This window comes from Mesorhizobium sp. M1078 (assembly GCF_040318615.1).
In the GTDB taxonomy this organism is placed as follows: domain Bacteria; phylum Pseudomonadota; class Alphaproteobacteria; order Rhizobiales; family Rhizobiaceae; genus Mesorhizobium.
Window position 1 is genome coordinate 303,454 of the sequence record NZ_JAMYMP010000002.1, and the last position, 16,435, is coordinate 319,888.

Genomic DNA, 16,435 nt, shown 5'->3' on the forward strand with positions numbered 1-16,435 from the left:
CTCAGCCGGCGCCGGGCGTGGGCGCGTTGCCCTTGTCCGATGGCGGCATGCCGGGGCCGGACACCGTGCCGACGGCCGGATGGCGCAGCAGATCGCCATGGTCGATGCCGTTTTTGGCGGCGGTGCCGGCCTTGAGCTCCAGCACGAAGCGCACTGGCACACCCGGCGAGATGACTGCATCGGACAATGGAGTGCCGTGCTTGACGGCCCGGACCTTGCCGTCCTGTCCAACAAAGATCAGGTCGAGCGGCATCGGCGTGTTGTGCATCCAGAAGCCGACCTGCTTCTGCATCTCGAAGACGAACAGCATGCCATGATTGTCGGCCATATCCTGGCGATACATCAGGCCGGCCTCGCGTTCCGAGTCGGTGTCGGCGACTTCGATCGAAAAGGATTTATCGCCCCCTTTCGTCGCCACGACCAAGGGTGTCGGATCGACGGGAAGGATCATCGCCTGACCGCCGGCGATCGTCTGCTGGGATGCGGTCGGCTGCCCGGAATAGAAGTAAGCGCCTGCGGCTACCGCAACGATGACGCAGAGCGCGCCCGCTGTCAGCCAGTTCCTGTACGCCATTGGAAATCCTCGACCAAAGACCATGATCCCTAAAAGTGGTCTCAGGTATTCGGATAAGATCGTGGTGAAACCAAGAAAAACGCCGTCCTGACTTCCTCAGGAAGGCTCGCGTCCTAATGCGCGACCGGCAAGGTGCCCATATCGGGGTGAATCTCGGCAGCCATGAGGCCCTTGTCACCGCGTCCGAATCGCACCAGCACGACCTGTCCGGGCCTGAGCTCGGTGATGCCATAGCGGCGCAGCGTCTCCATATGGACGAAGATATCCTCGGTGCCCTCGCCGCGCGTCAGAAAGCCGAAGCCCTTGGTGCGGTTGAACCACTTGACCAGCGCCCGCTCGAGCCCGCTTTCCGGCGTCACCGCCACATGGGTGCGCTGTTCCTGCATCTCGGCCGGATGGACCGCCGTAGTGGTGTCCATGGACAGCACCCGGAACGCCTGCAAACCACGGTCACCGTGCTTGACAAGGCACACGACACGCGCGCCCTCCAATGCAGTCTGAAAACCGTCCTTTCGAAGGCAGGTGACATGGAGGAGGATGTCGCCCGAAGAACCGTCATCGGGAAGTATGAAACCGTAGCCCTTGGCCACGTCGAACCATTTGATGGCGCCGGCGATTTCGACAAGGTCGGCGCTATCGCCGCCACTGTCACTCTTCAGGGCGTCGTCAAGGTTCTCATCCCGCCTCGTGAAAGAGGCCTTATCCCCCATAAGAACGCCCCCTTTTTTTCAAGAAAACCGCAAGTGATTCTTGACATTAGATTAACACCGCCGCTTCCGGGGTGTGCAAGACCTGCCGTGCCTTTTTTCACGGTTGAATACAGGAATAGCTGACTTGTTGTTTGCCGGCGTCGCTGCCGACAGCAATGACGATCCATCAAGGCGGTCAACCGGTCGGCAATTTGCAAGGGATTTCGCCGAAATCGGCAACCACTTGTGTCCGACGCTTTTGTCAGAGCAATCTGATTTTTTCCAAAACCGGTGACCACTTTTCCAGTCCGATGCTCGTTGCCCTTCGGCGGGGTGGACCTTATGTTGCCTCGCAACCCAAACATCCCCGAGGAAATCCCATGCGCTACCTCCACACAATGGTCCGTGTCGCCGACGTCGATGTCTCGCTTGATTTCTACTGCAACAAGCTCGGCCTTAAGGAAGTGCGCCGCTACGAAAACGAGCAGGGCCGCTTCACGCTGATCTTCCTCGCCGCCTCCGAGGATGTAGAAAGCGGCATCACTGAGAAGGCGCCGCTGATCGAACTGACCTACAATTGGGATCCGGAGGAGTACAAGGGCGGCCGCAATTTCGGCCATCTCGCCTATGAGGTCGACGACATCTACGCCACCTGCCAGCATCTGATGGACAATGGCGTCATCATCAACCGGCCGCCGCGCGACGGCAACATGGCCTTCGTCAAGTCGCCGGACGGCATCTCCTTCGAACTGCTGCAGAAGGGCCCGGCCAAGCCCAAGGCTGAGCCGTGGGCATCGATGCCGAACACCGGCACCTGGTAGCGATCACGCCATCTTGAGCAAGGTGGCCGCGCCGACAAGCCGGCCGCCTTTGCCATTTCGAGCAACGGCACCTATTTACCTGCCTGTCGCGCCAGCCAAGCAAAGCCAGTGCCTCACCCAGGAGAATTCATTTATGCCGACCAGCCGTGCCGATGTCTCCACCGCGTATGCCAGCCGCTATTTGCAGCAGTTGTGCAAGCACTGGGCGCACAAATTTCCCGTCGAGTTCGATCCGAACCACGGCACCATCGATCTGTCACTCGGCCGCACGGTTCTCGATGCCGATGCGGCAGCGCTGCATATCACGGTGTCGACGGATGAAAGCGGATCGCTGGAGCGCATGGAGAGCGTCGTTGCCGATCACATCAAGCGCTTCGCCTTCCGCGAGGAGCTGACTTTCGAGTGGAAGCAGGCTCCGGCGACCTGATCTGCGGTCAGCCGCAACGCCGAACGCCGGAAGCTGCCAGCCCCGGACAACGTTATGGCGTCACTTGGTTGCGACGCCATCTGAATTGTCGGAACGACGGATCGATCAGAACTTGTAGTTCAGGCCGATCTTGATCGTATGGGCGTCGATCTTCACCCTTGCGTCGTTGCCCTCGATATCTGTCAAACGGACCTTGCCGAAGTCGAAGTACTGGTATTCCAGCTTCGTGGTCCATTTGTCGGCGAAGGCCCATTCGACACCGCCACCGATCGTATAGCCGAAGCGGCCTCCGCTCCTCGATGCGCTGCTGTCCGGGTCGGGCACCCCGTCAAAATCGAAAGTATCGCCATAACTCAATTTGTAGTGAGTCGCCGCCGCGCCGCCCTTGTTGTTTAGCCGAGGCTTAATTAGCATCGCGACCGCAACGCAGAAGCGGTTCAAAGCGAACGCGCTATCTGCAGCAGCGCCAGCACCGACCGCCAGTTGCGCGCGGTGCCCGGCACTTTCAGCATGCGCGGGATCAGCCCGGCGAACACCGATTTGCCGAGCCCGTCCGGCGCCTTGAGGTAAAGCACGTCGCCCTTGACCTCAAAGCTTTCCGGGCCGGTGCATTTTTCGGCAAGCCTGGCGATCTCGTCCGCCGTCGGCTGGCGCTGCAGCGTGTAGGCGTGAAGCTTGGTCGGATCGCCGGCGACTTCCGGATACGGATTCTCCTTCACCAACCGTTCGAACCAGGAGAGATCGCGCACCATGATGCGCGAATGAAAGCCCCATTTCTTCTCGAAAGCGGCTTCGATCTGTTTCGTCAGCGTGGCGGCGTCGCCCTTCCTGGCCCGGAACACGACATTGCCGCTCTGTACATAGCTGGCGACGTCCGAGAAACCGAACTCTTCGAAAAACGCTCGCAACTCCGCCATCTTGACGATGCGGTTGCCGCCGACGTTGATGCCGGAAAACAGCGCGACGAAGACCACCCTTCGCTCTTCGAGCTTCGGGTGGCAGGCTGTACCGCTCATATGATCAACCCGGCCAGGGTCTCGTTGTCGGTGATGTCCTGATAGTGCACGCCCTCGGCCTCGAAATTTGCCCTCAGCAGATCGAAGTTACGCCGGTCTTTGGTTTCGATGCCGATAAGCACAGAGCCGAAATTGCGTGCCGATTTCTTCAGATATTCGAAGCGAGCGATATCATCGTCGGGACCGAGCAGTTCGAGGAAGTCGCGCAGCGCGCCCGGCCGCTGCGGAAAGCGGATGATGAAGTATTTCTTCAGCCCCTCGAAGCGCAGCGCCCGCTCCTTCACGTCGGGCAGCCGCTCGAAATCGAAATTGCCGCCCGACACCACCGCGACGATGGTCTTGCCGCGGATTTCCTTGCGCGAAAAATCCTTCAACGCGTCGATCGCCAAGGCACCGGCCGGCTCCAGCACCACACCTTCGATGTTGAGCATCTCGATCATGGTGGCGCAGAGCCGGTTCTCAGGGATCAGCCGCACCGCCTGAGCGGCGAACTCCTTGAGGTGGCGCAACGGCTCGCGGCCGATCTCGGCCACCGCCGCGCCGTCGACGAAATTGTCGACATTGGCGAGCCGGACGCGCTTGCCGCTGGCGAGGCTCTGATGCAGGCTCGGCGCACCGGCCGGTTCGCAAAAGACGTAGCGCGCGTCACGTTGCTGATCGGCGAAATAGTGCGTCACCCCCGCGGCCAGGCCACCGCCGCCGACCGGCAGCATGATGATGTCGGGCATGCGCGCGCCTGGCATCTGGTCGGCGATCTCATAGGCGACCGTCGCCTGCCCCTCGATAATATCCTTGTGGTCGAAGGGCGGCACCATATGCGCGCCGGAACTTTCGGTGAATTCGAAGGCGGCGCGGTAGCAGTCGTCGAAGAAGTCGCCGACCAGCCTGATCTCGACGAAATCGCCGCCGAACAGCCGCGTCTTGTCGATCTTTTGCTGCGGCGTCGTCACCGGCATGAAGACCACGCCCTTCTTGCCGAAATGGCGGCAGACGAAGGCAAAGCCCTGCGCATGGTTGCCGGCCGAGGCGCAGACGAACAGCTCGGCCTCGTTGCCGGCGGCAAGCGCCTTGCGGAAAAAGTTGAAGGCGCCGCGGATCTTGTAGGAGCGCACCGGCGAAAGATCCTCGCGCTTCAACAGCACCCGAGCCCCCGTCTTCTTCGACAGATAGTCGTTTTCCTGCAGCGGCGTTTCGGGAAAGATCTCGCGGATCGCGGCTGCGGCGGTGGCGACACGGGAGGAGAAACTGTTCATGGCGCCGTCACCTCTGGATCGAATGGTTCGAAGGCGAAGCCTATTGCACAATTCGCCGTTTGCAGCCACCGATGCGGCGCGGCCGCTTTGACGCGCCAGCAGGAAATCCATTGGAGCCATCTTCATGCCTGTTTCGGCTGTCGCCCTGAAGACCGTAGACCTTCCTGAATTCGGCGAGCCAACAGTGATGCCGCTAGTTCAGCGGCGGACCTACGAAGCACGCATCGAGGCTCTGCTGGCGCGCGGCGCCAAGGCCGGGCTCGACGCCTTTGCCGTCTATGGCGACCGCGAGCACGCGGCCAATGTCGCCTATCTCAGTGGTTACGATCCGCGTTTCGAGGAGACGTTGCTGGTCATCGTCCCCGGCAGCCAGTCAAAGCTTCTCGTCGGCAATGAGGGCTGGGGCTATGCCGAAATCTGCGACGGGCCTTACGAGCGCGTCCTCTACCAGACCTTCTCGCTGCCGGCGCAGCCACGCGACCGCTCGGCCTCTCTATCCGACACGCTTGCCGCCTGCGGCCTGAAGGCCGGCCAGAAGATCGGCGCCATCGGCTGGAAGCCGTTCGGCCCCGGCGATGGCGGCTTTGGCGAGACGACGCTCGACCTGCCTTCCTTCATCGCCGATACGCTGCGCACACTGGCCGGCGACAGAGGCGCGGTGGTCAACGCCGCCAACCTGTTGATGAATCCATCCGACGGTCTACGCGCCATCAACGAGGCAGACCAATTGGCGTCCTTCGAATTCGCCGCGACCTTTTCCTCGCAGGGCCTGCGCAACGTGCTTGGGAATATTGAGCCCGGCATGAGCGAATTGCAGGCCGCGCGGCTGATGGGGATCAACGGCCTGCCCCTTTGCTGCCACCCGATGCTGTCCGCCGGCAGGCGTGCGCCCTACGGCTTGCCTAGCCCGCACCTCGACATCATCAAGCGCGGCGATCCCGTCACCATGGCGTACGGCATCCAGGGCTCGCTCAACGCCCGCGCCGGCTTCCTGGTCGAGAGCGCGGCCGAACTGCCGCGCGAGATAAGCGACTATGTCGAACAGCTGGTAGCGCCCTATTTCGCCGCCGTCGTCGACTGGTACGAGACCATCGGCATAGGCGTTGCCGGCGGAGCGCTTTGGAAAGTCGTGCATGACCGCATAGGCGACCCGTTCTTCGGCGTCTCGCTCAATCCCGGCCATCTCGTCCACATCGACGAATGGATGCATTCGCCGGTGTTTTCCGGCTCGGACATCAAGCTGCAATCGGGCATGGCGCTGCAGGTCGACATCATTCCGGCGACCGGAACCAGCTATTTCACCACCAACATCGAAGACGGTATCGCGCTTGCCGATGAGGCGTTGCGCGAGGAGATCGCGGCCCGTTATCCCGAGGCATGGCGCCGCATCGAGGCGCGCCGCGCCTTCATGGGCGATGTGCTCGGCATCAGGCTCAAGCCCGAGGTATTGCCCTTCTCCAACATCCCTGCGTTCCTGCCGCCATTCTGGCTTTCGCGCAACAGTGCGATGACCGTGGCTCGACGCTGACCACATTTCGGCTGGACACGACTTACTTCTGCCGCACTCTCACTGTCCGGGAGGTGCCGCGGGGGTATATGGGCCTTTTGGCCGGAGTGGAATTTTTGACGTGCGTTTGAAGACGATTTGCATTCTTGCACTTGCCCTGTTGATCGCCGGCTGCGGCGGCCGCAAAACCGAGGAACTGCTCGGCAGCGCCGTCATGTCCACGCCGGTGACCGAAATCTCGGGCAATCACTCGATCTTCATTGCCACCACACGCAAGAAATCCGACGATCCCAACAAAGTTTTCGACGGCGAACGCTCGGCGACGCTGAACTACGCCCGCGTCACCGTCACCGTTCCCGGCACCCACCAGACCGGCCAGATCGAGCGCCGCTCGCGCGGCAAGTCGAACGACCCGGCGAAATACTTCATGGCTTCCGAGGTCGTCGGCTACGATGCGCAGCCTCAATTCTCAAGCGCGCTCAATGCCGACATTGCCGCGCGCGGCGGCCGCGTCATGGTCTTCGTGCATGGCTACAACACCGGCTTCGACGACGCGGTCTACCGCCTGACCCAGATCGTCCACGATTCCGGCTATCCCGGCACGCCGGTGCTGTTTTCCTGGGCATCCGGCGCCAGAACCACCGACTATGTCTATGACAAGGAAAGCGCCAGCGCCGCCCGCGATCAGCTGGAGGTGACATTGCGCATGCTGCAGCAGTCCGGCGCGCGGCGCATCGACATCGTCGCCCACTCGCTCGGAACCTGGGTGACCATGGAAACGCTGCGCCAGATGGCCATCACCGGCGACCGCGATCTCGGCGGCAAGCTCGGCGATGTCGTGCTGGCTTCTCCCGACATCGACGTCGACGTCTTCAAGAGCCAGATGCGCCGCTACGGCAAGCCGGACAAGCCGTTCATCCTGCTGCTCTCCAACGACGACCGGGCGCTGCGGCTCTCAGGCCTGATCGCAGGCTCGCGGCCACGCGTCGGCGACTACAAGGATGCCGCCGACCTCGCCGCTTATGGCGTCACCGTGGTCGACCTCTCCAAGGTCAAGGGAGGCGACAGCTTCAACCACACCAAGTTCGCCGACAATCCCGAACTGGTGAAGATGATCGGCCAGCGGCTGCGCGAGGATGACGGCTTTGCCAGCGACCAGACGGTGACCGACCGCATCAGCGCGCTCGGACAATAAGGCTGTTGCCTTGCGGCGACCGTCGCCGCGTGAGGTCGCGAATGCCGCTCGGCCCGATCACTTTCAACTGGACCGGGCCGGTCTCTGCCTCTACGACATTGAAATCGGCGCCAATGCGCCAGCGGGAGCCCGCTTGAACGAGCGATGGAAGACTGTCCTGGTCCTTGCGTTCGCGCTAGCTGCCGCCGGCTGCGCCGGCCCCAACACCCATGACCTGTTGAACGAGACGACGGTTTCGGTGCCTGCCTCCGACATCGCGGCCACCCACGAAATCTTCGTCGCCACCACCCGCAAGCAGGCGACCAAGGACCCACGCCAGGTGTTCGATGGCGATCGCTCGCTGACCACCAGCTACGCCCGCGTCGACGTCACCGTGCCGAAGGTCCACCAGGTCGGCGCCATCGAGCGCGCCAAGGGCTCGGCCAATTCGAACCCGGCCAAGCAATTCACCGCCACCGACGTCGTGCGCTATGGCGACGCCTCGCAATTCGCCAAGGCCGTCGGTGCCAACATCACCATGAATGGCGACCGCGCGCTGGTCTTCGTCCACGGCTTCAACAACGGCTTCGACGATGGGGTCTACCGGCTGACGCAGATCGCCCACGACACCGAATATCCGGGTACGCCGATCCTGTTTTCGTGGGCTTCGAGCGGCAAGACCACGGGCTATATCTACGACAAGGACAGCGCCAACGCCGCGCGCGACGACCTCGAAGCGACGCTCAGGATGCTCGCCAAGACAAAGGTCAAGAGCATCGACATCATCGCGCATTCGATGGGAACCTGGGTGACGATGGAAGCGCTGCGCCAGCTCGCCATCACCGGCGACCGCGATCTCGACGGCAAGCTCGGCCGTGTCGTCCTGGCATCGCCCGATATCGATGTCGACGTCTTCAAGAAGCAGATGATCCGCTACGGCAAGCCCGACAGGCCGTTCGTCATCCTGCTTTCCGCCGACGACCGTGCTCTGAGACTGTCCAGCCTGCTATCCGGCGACAAGCCGCGCGTCGGCGACTACGGCAACGCCGCCGACATTGCCAGTTACGGCGTCGTTGTGGCCGACCTCAGCCAGATCAAGGGCGGCGACCGCCTGAACCACGCCAAATTCGCCGACAACCCGTTCCTGGTGCAATTGCTCGGCGACCGTCTGCGCGCTCCAGCCGGCCTGGCATCGGACGAACCCACGCAGGGCCAGATCGACAATCTCGGCCGAGGCCTCGGAAAGGCAGTCGGATCCGTCGCCGAGATCATCATCACCACGCCATTCAAGGTGCTGACCATCGCCACCGGCGGATGAGAGCCAAGCACCGGGGCTGATCTCAGATAAACAAACCTACCTTCTGGAACGTCGTCACGTCGATCAGGCCGACATCGGAAATCCTGAGTTCCGGGATGACGACCAGCGCCAGCAGCGAGTGCTGCATGTAGGCGTTGTTGAGCGAGCAGCCCATCTTGCGCATTGCTTCGGTGAGTTTCTCGGCCTTGGCCGCCACGATTTCGGCGCGCTCGTCCGACATCAGCCCGGCGATCGGCATTTCGACAAGCGCCAGTTCCTTGCCCTTCGAAAACAGCACCACGCCCCCGCCGACCTCGCCCAGCCGGTTGACGGCCAGCGCCATGTCTTCCTTGTTGGTGCCGACGCAGATGATGTGGTGGGCATCATGCGCGACGCTCGACGCCATGGCGCAGTCGCCCATATAGCCGAAGCCGGAGACGAAGGCATTGGTGACGCCTCCGGTGCCGCGGTGGCGCTCGACCAGCGCGATCTGGCAGATGTCGTTGCGGCGGTCCATGGCGACCAGCCCGTCCTCGACCGGCAGGTCGGCCTCCAGCGCCCGCGTCGGCGCCTGGTTTTCGATCACGCCGATGACCCGCACCCGCACCTCGTTGGCGCCCTTGGGCGCCGCAATGTCGAAGTCGCCTGGCTTCAGCTTCTTGCCGAGCTTGACGGTGTTCTTCGCCGATTTGGGGTAATCATAGGCCGGAATGTCGATCTCGAGCTTGCCGCCCTTGGCCAGCCTGATACCGCGGCCATAGACCTCGTCGATGGTCATGGCGGCAAGATCGGAGACGATCAGCAGATCGGCCAGCCGTCCCGGCGCGATCGAGCCCAGTTCGCGCTCCAGCTTGAAATGCTGGGCGGTATTCAGCGTCGCCATCTGGATCGCCGTCACCGGCTTCAATCCCTGTTGGATGGCGTGGCGCACCACCCGGTCCATATGGCCTTCATGCACCAGCGTGCCGGAATGGCTGTCGTCGGTGCACAGGATGAAGTTGCGCGGGTCGAGACCGCTCTCGGTCACCGCCTTGATCTGCGAGGCAACATCGTACCAGGCCGAGCCCAGCCGCAGCATTGCCTTCATACCCTGGCGCACACGGGCGATTGCGTCCTCGGCGCGTGTGCCTTCATGGTCGTCCTCCGGCCCGCCGGCGACATAGCCATGGAACGGCAGGCCGAGATCGCGCGACGCATAGTGGCCGCCGACCGTCTTGCCCGCTCGCACCGTGGCGGCGATCTCGCCCGACATCACCGGATCGTTGGCCACGACACCGGGAAAATTCATCACTTCGCCGAGCCCGATGATGTTTTCCCAGGTCATCGCCTCGGTGACATCGGCGACCGTCAGTTCGGCCCCGGCATGCTCCAGACCCGGCGCCGACGGCACGCAGGACGGCATCTGGACGTGCACGTTGATCGGCATGGCGACGGCCTCGTCATGCATCAGCCGCACGCCGGGCAGGCCCAGCACGTTGGCGATCTCATGCGGATCGATGAACATCGAGGTGGTGCCGTGCGGGATCACGGCGCGGCAGAACTCGGTGACGGTCACCATGCCGCTCTCGACATGCATGTGCGCGTCGCACAGGCCGGGCACGAGATAGCGGCCGCCGGCGTCGACCACCTTGGTGCCCTGGCCGATGGCATGGCTGGCATTCGGCCCGCAATAGGCGAAGCGGCCGCCGGCAACGGCGATGTCGGTGCCGGCTATGATTTCGCCGGAGTGCACGTTCACCCAGCGGCCGTTGCGAATGACGAGATCGGCAGGCTTGCGCCCCGTCGCGACGTCGACCAGATGCGTCGCCATCTCGGTCCAGGGCTTGGGTTTCGTCGCCGACGGCTGCTTGGCCATGAAAGACTCCTGTTTGCCCGACTGTGCCAAGCCGGCAACGTTTTGACCAGCGATTGCGGACGAAATCCGGTCAATGAGAACTCGCCCGGGCGGATGCGCTGCACCTGTTCACCCCGACGACAGCATCAACGGTGCAGTCATTCAGTTTGGCTTGTGCCGGCACTTATGCTACTATTCTGGCGATGGTGCTGATTTGCGCCGACGACCCGCCGCGAGGCGGGTTTTTGTTGTGATGAGCCCGAAACCTCCTGAGGTGAAGTCATGATCCGGTTCCTGAAAGCATTCGCCTTCGTCACCCTGTTCCTGATCTCGTCCGGCTTTGCATCCGCCGAGGAGCGTTGGCAGACCTTGCCGGAGCCGGCGGCGATGCCCAAACCGGATCAGAGCGGATATGCGCCGGTCAACGGCATTCAGATGTACTATGCCGTTTTCGGCGCCGGTGATCCGATTCTCCTGATTCATGGCGGCCTTGGCCATGGCGACATCTGGGCAAGCCAGGTGGCGACCATGTCCAAGACGCACAAGGTTATCATCGCCGACAGCCGCGGCCATGGCCGCTCTGCCCGCACCGAGCAGCCTTACGGCTATGACCTCATGGCGTCGGACTATCTTGCGCTGCTCGACTATCTCAAGATCGACAAGACCGCTCTTGTCGGCTGGAGCGACGGCGGCATTATCGGCATCGACATCGCGCTGCATCATCCGGAGCGGCTGACACGGCTCTTTGCGCAGGCCGCCAACGTCACCACCGATGGCGTCGATCCGGGTGTGCTGACCAACAAGACCTTTGCCGCCTATATCGACCGCTCGGGCCGCGACTACAAGAAACTGTCGAAGACTCCCGACCAGTACGATGACTTCGTGGCGCAGATCAGCCACATGTGGGAGTCGGAGCCGGCCTGGACCAAGGAACAGCTCGGCAAGATAACCACGCCGACCGCGATCGTTGCCGGCGACCATGACGAGGCGATCAAGCGCGAACACACCGAATACATGGCCTCCGTCATTCCGGGCGCCAAGCTCATCATCCTGCCCAACGCCAGTCATTTCGCCATGCTGCAGGCGCCGGACGAATATAGTCAGGCGGCGCTGGACTTCATTGACGCCAAATAGCGCCCCCAGCTAGAGCACCCAGCGCAGCAACGGGTGCATTCCGATTGTTGAACAATGGGTTCCGTTTTGCGGCGAATAGGATTACCTTCCGACAAGGCGCCTTCTGAACCGCCTTTTCGGAGAACTCGATGCGCTGTCTGACGATTGCCAGTGCCGGATTTCTGATTGCTCTGGCCGCGCCGGCATTCGCCGCCGACCCGATGGCGGTGCCGATGACCGAACCAGGCTTCGACTGGACCGGCTACTATGCCGGCCTGCAGGCCGGCTACGGCTGGGGCCAGTCCGACATATCAGTGACGGAAGGCGCGCCGTTTTCCATCTCGCCCGACATTGACGGCGGTTTCGTCGGGGCCCATGTCGCCGGCCTGTGGCAGTTCGACCAGGCAGTGCTCGGCGCCGAGGCGGAGCTCAATTATTCCGCCGTCGACGGTACGGCCGTATCAGGCCTTGGAAGCACATTCCGCACGGACATCAAGTGGTTCGGATCTGTCGATGCCAAAGCGGGCTTCGCCATGGACCGCGTGCTGGTCTACGGCGTCGGCGGCGTCGCCTTTGCCGGCATCGAAACTTCGCAAGTCGCGGGCGCGTCGTTCGCCGGCACACGCACCAATGTCGGCTGGACCTTGGGTGCCGGCGTCGACTACGCGCTGACCGACAAATTCATCGTCGGCGCGCAATATCGCTATTACGATTTCGGCTCCGAGCACTATGACGTGGCGGAACCCTTCAACGATCGCGATCAGGATGTGAAGCTGAACGCGGTCGGTATCAATCTCAGCTACAAATTCTGAGCGTTCTCGGCGACTGAGATTTTCGCCACAACCAATTGTTTTGAAATCACGAACCACCTTTCATGAGTTCGACACTCGGCAAAAGATGGCTTGACGGGTTTTCGCTGGCGTCTGAAAAGGGCTGGCCTGCGGACGTGGCGGAATTGGTAGACGCAAGGGACTTAAAATCCCTCGATCTCTGATCGTACGGGTTCGATTCCCGTCGTCCGCACCAAATTGAAATGCTTAGGATTGGTTCTGTAAGAACTCACTGGCTACCATAGAAAAGGCTGACGCGGGTAGCCGTAGAGCCGGGATACAAAGCCGGGAACTGCCATGCTGGAGTTTTGGTGTTCGGTATTGGCTGCCGTAAGAACAGTGACGGGGCTGACGGCGCAACTGCGCTTGAGCCAAATCCCGAACCTGTAGCCCCTTCGGTCGTAAGCTCGGCAGTTGGGGATCTACTGCATCCGAAAAACGACGGTATCCGTGTCGCTGGATTTGCATCGAATGCCGACCAAAACGCCGAGTTCATAGTCATCGACGTGCCACGGTCGGAACGTCGACCACATCGAAGCGATCAAAAGCAATATTACAAGCGTGCTGGTAGCTCTTCATACCTATGGAGCATGTCGACATCGAGGATGCCTTCCGAAGTACCGGAACTTACAATGAAGGCCGACATGAGAAATACCCGTCGTCCGGCCTTGACGGTCATTATGAGATCAGGATGTGGCCGCAGAACGGGAGCCGGCTGGGGCCGCAGCGGCCTCAACCCGGTGGGCATGCCCCGTCGCGATTTTAAGAAGAGTTGCAGCCGTTTCCTGTGGCGTCCAACCTTGCGCTTCTGACGCAGTCACCAAGGCCGCAAACGCGGCTTCTAATGCGACTTCACAGTTCACCTCACGGTCTGGGCTATCCTCTGGCAATATCGGGGGTTCGACGGATTGGGACATCGTGACTTCTTTCAAAGGGGAAAAACCCGCCGCCCCAGCCTTTTGCCACTCAAACATTTCAGCAAAGGATCATTCCAGCTATCAGCAGCGTGATTAGAACTGACAACGGCACGGCCAGAAGACCGACCAACTCAACATTTCTTGTGTTTTGTCGCTTGTCCATCTTCGTCGCCCGCATGTCGTTGGCTTTGGCATCTTGCCGTCAACGTGCAGCTGTTGGAACCAACCACAAGTGCCGCTGATCGGAGATTCAGTCGGTGCTGCATATTAGCAACACATTGTGGAACGATCGGGCGGCATCAGCCAATTGCTTTTGAATGCCCTTGCACTTGCTTCGTACGATTCCGTACAGTTTCCCCCATTGGGAGAGCTGCCGATGGACCATGACGAGGAAGGCTACAGCATTGACGCCTTCGATTTCGATGTGGTGTGCGAGACCTTCAGGAGATCCGTTCGGGAGCTGAACCTGGCTGAAGAGCATTGGGTAGACCACGCGAAGGCGCTCCTACGGGAATTCACCGACAGCGCACCTGACGACGACATGATTAGCCGGATCGTCGGGCGCTAGTGGCCTATACAGCCCTAGTTGGTTAGAATCGTACCCCGGTCCTGCCACGGAAACCTTTTCCAAGGTTTGCCGCGTCATAGAGGCATCACAGAAGCTCTCGGAACAGATTGCCCAGCGCGGAGGCCTATTAACGAAAAAGCTCGCCACCTTGAGGCAACGGGCATCGCCAATGCCCTCAGAGAGCCCTGCCTGGACGTGTGGCGTCCTGTCCGGCCCTCGCCATTGATTTCGTCGGCAAGCTTGTCTTTGGCCTCGTGATAGGTCTTGAAGTTGGCATCGGGATCGCAATCGCCGGCTGCCAAGGATGCCGGGCCGCTGGCCGACCTATCAGTCAGGCGTCCGAAGCCAGAGCGTTATAAAGCAGCAAACACGCCAGGATAGAAACGGCGCTGCCTAGCAGCTGGTCTGCCGTCAGGCCGGAAAAATAGACAAGATGAAACGTCACCATCGCTCTACCAATCACGGTTCGGAACACTGCCGAATTAACCGTTAGCCGACGCTAATGTTCCGCTCTGGACTCACTACCGCTTTGGAAGAATCCTGCCGCAGCGATCAGCGCCCCGCCCGACCTTGATCTCAACGTCGGTGCCACAAGGCTTTCCTTCGTTCGCATGGTTCGCAGAGATTAGCACGATCGCATACTCTCATCTCATCCGGCGTCGTCTCCCTCGCAAAGCAGCGCCGGTAAGGCTCGGCGACCTTCTTGTTTGTCCCGTGTGCCAAAGGAGGTCGCCGGGCCTGCCGTTGCTCATCTTTGCTGGTGGTTGCTCCTGATGGCTGCGCTTGACGCCGTCGCCCTACTGCTACCTGCGGGGTAAGGCCGGCGAGCCCTCTTGTCAGGCAGTCCGGCATGTAGGATTATAGTCCTCGTTGCGGCGACCCCTCAATGGAGAGCGCCAATGGCCAGAACCAAACCTTCGGAACAACTTTCCCGGGCTGAAATCGAGCGCTTCCTGGCGGCAGCCGAAGCGCTGCACAAGAGCATCGTCGGGCCGCTCCTGGCGTACCACGGCGAGCACTACCAAGCTCTACGTAAGGTCCATGGACCCCTGTTGAAGTCGATCGAGACCATCACCGGCCAGAAGGCGAAGTTCATCCAGTGGAACGGGACAGGACCGGCACAGCCCCGGGACAAGCCTCCGGGCTAAGTCTCCTCCCGGAAATCCAGCAGCTTGGCATGGCGAAGCTTCTCCTCGCCCTTTAGGAACCGCACGCGGCCGACCAGGCCCGGCTTTAGCCATTCGGCCTTGTCACTCTTGAGCCCTTTCGGCGCCGGCCCGCCAATCTTGCCTTGCACGCGGTCCCATAGGCGCTGGCGCTTGTCCGCCTTGAAGGTGACGAAGGCGCCGCCGGCATAGTGGCCTTTGTCGGCCATCAGCACCATGGCAGGCTTGCCGGCCTCGCGCTGCACGCCGATGATGTCCATCTCCTTTTCGGCATAGCACTTGATCTTGCGCCAGTTCGTCGTCGGACCCGACCGATACTTGCTGCCCTTCCGCTTTGAAACGATACCTTCAAGCCCAGCCTGGTCGACCAGATGAAAGACGGCGTCGCCAGTGCCCGGCATCGCTTCGCTGAACTGGATTCGGCCGCCGTCCGGGATCAACGCCCGGAGGATCTCGCGACGGTCTTCCACCGGCGTGTTCCGCAAGTCATGCCCGTTCAGATGCAAGAGGTCGAATGCTAGCAGATACAGATCGCGCGACGGCTTGCGGCTGGTCGCGGCTGATTGATGCGCATGGAAGTCGGATAGGCCAGCCTCATTGATCGTAATGGTCTCGCCGTCGATGATGAAGTCTTTCGCCTCGATCGCTTCCGCCTCACCGGCAAGTTGGATGTAGCGGCCCGTCCAATCATAACCGTTCTTGGTGATCAGCCGAATCCCGTCATCATCCTTGATGACCTGGGTGCGGTAGCCATCGAATTTGATCTCATGAATCCAATCATCGCCCATCGGCGGCGTGTCGACCAGTTCGGGTTCCATAGGCTTGATGAATTTCAGACGCATGCACTGACTCGCAGAACCACGACTTCAATTAGCTATCGCTAAATTAGTTCCGGAACATTTTAGACGAATTGGATGTTTGAAGGGCTATGAAGATCGAAGCCGACCAATGCCGGGCAGCGCTGACGCTCATCCGGCGCACAATGGAAGAGCACTGTCCTCCTGGCGTGCTGCCGAGCGAAGAGATGGTCAATGGGCTCTATGGTCCGGAACTGATCCATGAGGCGGAAGCCATTGCCGCCGGCATCGTCGCAACCATTGACCAGCTGCAATTGCCCGTGATGAAACCGCCGTCCCCTAGTATCAAATAGAGACCGACACAGGGAAGGTCGCTTGGCCGCGCGATCGTGGGCTCGCAACGACCGGCGAGGCGATGCCGGCCTCACCAAGGGTTACAGCCCCTCGACCAG

General features: G+C 61.3%; 17 protein-coding genes and 1 tRNA gene. 11 read left to right on the plus strand and 7 right to left on the minus strand.

Translation table 11 applies throughout. The features are described from left to right. Position 1: 1 nt before the first annotated feature. The gene (locus tag NKH38_RS05570; RefSeq protein WP_023691205.1) at positions 2–574 is read right to left on the minus strand and encodes a DUF192 domain-containing protein; all 573 of its coding nucleotides are present in this window, start codon (positions 572–574) and stop codon (positions 2–4) included. A 113-nt stretch (positions 575–687) separates the two neighbouring features. Continuing rightward, entirely contained in the window at positions 688–1,284 is a 597-nt protein-coding gene (locus NKH38_RS05575) for a cold-shock protein (protein WP_031193130.1), read from the minus strand. Between the two features lie 359 nt (positions 1,285–1,643). On the opposite strand from NKH38_RS05575, the gene NKH38_RS05580 reads away from it, so the two are divergent. Both NKH38_RS05580 and NKH38_RS05585 read left to right on the plus strand, forming a co-directional pair. After that, positions 1,644–2,084 carry a VOC family protein gene (locus tag NKH38_RS05580; RefSeq protein WP_023667513.1) on the plus strand — a complete coding sequence of 147 codons (441 nt, stop codon included), beginning with the start codon at positions 1,644–1,646 and terminating at the stop codon, positions 2,082–2,084. Positions 2,085–2,217: 133 nt separating this feature from the next. Continuing rightward, complete coding sequence (locus NKH38_RS05585) at positions 2,218–2,511, plus strand: DUF2218 domain-containing protein (RefSeq protein WP_023702485.1); 294 nt, start codon at positions 2,218–2,220, stop codon at positions 2,509–2,511. 105 nt (positions 2,512–2,616) lie between these two features. On the opposite strand, the gene NKH38_RS05590 is transcribed toward NKH38_RS05585, so the two are convergent. Genes NKH38_RS05590 through ilvA form a run of 3 tightly spaced genes read right to left on the minus strand, consistent with a single transcriptional unit; the run spans position 2,617 to position 4,780 of the window. Then, positions 2,617–2,952, minus strand: coding sequence for an outer membrane protein (locus NKH38_RS05590; protein WP_023695392.1), 336 nt, complete (start codon positions 2,950–2,952; stop codon positions 2,617–2,619). After that, the gene (locus NKH38_RS05595; protein WP_352761479.1) at positions 2,949–3,527 is read right to left on the minus strand and encodes a DUF1697 domain-containing protein; all 579 of its coding nucleotides are present in this window, start codon (positions 3,525–3,527) and stop codon (positions 2,949–2,951) included. The genes NKH38_RS05590 and NKH38_RS05595 overlap by 4 nt, the downstream gene beginning before the upstream one ends. Next, positions 3,524–4,780, minus strand: a complete 1,257-nt coding sequence (gene ilvA / locus NKH38_RS05600; RefSeq protein ID WP_023710591.1) for a threonine ammonia-lyase IlvA — start codon at positions 4,778–4,780, stop codon at positions 3,524–3,526. The genes NKH38_RS05595 and ilvA overlap by 4 nt, the downstream gene beginning before the upstream one ends. 124 nt (positions 4,781–4,904) lie before the next feature. Between ilvA and NKH38_RS05605 the strand changes: the two genes are divergently transcribed. The 3 genes from NKH38_RS05605 to NKH38_RS05615 all read left to right on the plus strand — a co-directional run bounded on the left by NKH38_RS05605 (position 4,905) and on the right by NKH38_RS05615 (position 8,779). Further along, on the plus strand, positions 4,905–6,308 hold the full coding sequence (locus NKH38_RS05605) for an aminopeptidase P family N-terminal domain-containing protein (protein WP_023710592.1): 1,404 nt from the start codon (positions 4,905–4,907) through the stop codon (positions 6,306–6,308). Positions 6,309–6,408: 100 nt separating this feature from the next. Further along, positions 6,409–7,482, plus strand: coding sequence for an alpha/beta hydrolase (locus NKH38_RS05610; protein ID WP_023710593.1), 1,074 nt, complete (start codon positions 6,409–6,411; stop codon positions 7,480–7,482). A 133-nt stretch (positions 7,483–7,615) separates the two neighbouring features. Then, a complete protein-coding gene (locus tag NKH38_RS05615; protein ID WP_023725749.1) occupies positions 7,616–8,779 on the plus strand; it encodes an alpha/beta hydrolase in 1,164 nt (387 codons plus the stop codon). Positions 8,780–8,801: 22 nt separating this feature from the next. Here NKH38_RS05615 and ade read toward each other — a convergent pair whose 3' ends face one another. Beyond that, positions 8,802–10,613, minus strand: coding sequence for an adenine deaminase (gene ade, locus NKH38_RS05620; RefSeq protein ID WP_023695398.1), 1,812 nt, complete (start codon positions 10,611–10,613; stop codon positions 8,802–8,804). Between the two features lie 261 nt (positions 10,614–10,874). On the opposite strand from ade, the gene NKH38_RS05625 reads away from it, so the two are divergent. From NKH38_RS05625 to NKH38_RS05645, 5 genes are all read left to right on the plus strand, one after another. Next, entirely contained in the window at positions 10,875–11,726 is an 852-nt protein-coding gene (locus NKH38_RS05625) for an alpha/beta fold hydrolase (RefSeq protein WP_352761486.1), read from the plus strand. Positions 11,727–11,854: 128 nt separating this feature from the next. Then, positions 11,855–12,517, plus strand: a complete 663-nt coding sequence (locus NKH38_RS05630; protein ID WP_023695400.1) for an outer membrane protein — start codon at positions 11,855–11,857, stop codon at positions 12,515–12,517. A gap of 128 nt (positions 12,518–12,645) precedes the next feature. Continuing rightward, positions 12,646–12,731 (plus strand) — tRNA-Leu (locus NKH38_RS05635). Positions 12,732–13,828: 1,097 nt separating this feature from the next. Beyond that, positions 13,829–14,020 (plus strand): hypothetical protein, encoded by a 192-nt coding sequence (locus NKH38_RS05640; RefSeq protein ID WP_023667524.1) that lies wholly within the window; start codon positions 13,829–13,831, stop codon positions 14,018–14,020. A gap of 899 nt (positions 14,021–14,919) precedes the next feature. Beyond that, a complete protein-coding gene (locus NKH38_RS05645) occupies positions 14,920–15,168 on the plus strand; it encodes a hypothetical protein (RefSeq protein ID WP_023691191.1) in 249 nt (82 codons plus the stop codon). Here the strand turns inward: NKH38_RS05645 and NKH38_RS05650 are convergent. Next, positions 15,165–16,028 (minus strand): ATP-dependent DNA ligase, encoded by an 864-nt coding sequence (locus NKH38_RS05650; protein ID WP_023667527.1) that lies wholly within the window; start codon positions 16,026–16,028, stop codon positions 15,165–15,167. The genes NKH38_RS05645 and NKH38_RS05650 overlap by 4 nt on opposite strands. An 86-nt stretch (positions 16,029–16,114) precedes the next feature. Here NKH38_RS05650 and NKH38_RS05655 point away from each other — a divergent pair, with 86 nt between their 5' ends. Further along, positions 16,115–16,336: a hypothetical protein gene (locus NKH38_RS05655; RefSeq protein WP_023681532.1), complete on the plus strand. Its 222-nt coding sequence runs from the start codon at positions 16,115–16,117 to the stop codon at positions 16,334–16,336. Positions 16,337–16,435 lie beyond the last annotated feature (99 nt).

Coding starts and splice junctions, on each gene's coding strand:
- NKH38_RS05570 (WP_023691205.1), bottom strand. CDS start 574: ATGGCGTACAGGAACTGGCTGACAGCGGGCGCGCTCTGCGTCATCGTT.
- NKH38_RS05575 (WP_031193130.1), bottom strand. CDS start 1,284: ATGGGGGATAAGGCCTCTTTCACGAGGCGGGATGAGAACCTTGACGAC.
- NKH38_RS05580 (WP_023667513.1), top strand. CDS start 1,644: ATGCGCTACCTCCACACAATGGTCCGTGTCGCCGACGTCGATGTCTCG.
- NKH38_RS05585 (WP_023702485.1), top strand. CDS start 2,218: ATGCCGACCAGCCGTGCCGATGTCTCCACCGCGTATGCCAGCCGCTAT.
- NKH38_RS05595 (WP_352761479.1), bottom strand. CDS start 3,527: ATGAGCGGTACAGCCTGCCACCCGAAGCTCGAAGAGCGAAGGGTGGTC.
- ilvA (WP_023710591.1), bottom strand. CDS start 4,780: ATGAACAGTTTCTCCTCCCGTGTCGCCACCGCCGCAGCCGCGATCCGC.
- NKH38_RS05605 (WP_023710592.1), top strand. CDS start 4,905: ATGCCTGTTTCGGCTGTCGCCCTGAAGACCGTAGACCTTCCTGAATTC.
- ade (WP_023695398.1), bottom strand. CDS start 10,613: ATGGCCAAGCAGCCGTCGGCGACGAAACCCAAGCCCTGGACCGAGATG.
- NKH38_RS05625 (WP_352761486.1), top strand. CDS start 10,875: ATGATCCGGTTCCTGAAAGCATTCGCCTTCGTCACCCTGTTCCTGATC.
- NKH38_RS05630 (WP_023695400.1), top strand. CDS start 11,855: ATGCGCTGTCTGACGATTGCCAGTGCCGGATTTCTGATTGCTCTGGCC.
- NKH38_RS05640 (WP_023667524.1), top strand. CDS start 13,829: ATGGACCATGACGAGGAAGGCTACAGCATTGACGCCTTCGATTTCGAT.
- NKH38_RS05645 (WP_023691191.1), top strand. CDS start 14,920: ATGGCCAGAACCAAACCTTCGGAACAACTTTCCCGGGCTGAAATCGAG.
- NKH38_RS05650 (WP_023667527.1), bottom strand. CDS start 16,028: ATGCGTCTGAAATTCATCAAGCCTATGGAACCCGAACTGGTCGACACG.
- NKH38_RS05655 (WP_023681532.1), top strand. CDS start 16,115: ATGAAGATCGAAGCCGACCAATGCCGGGCAGCGCTGACGCTCATCCGG.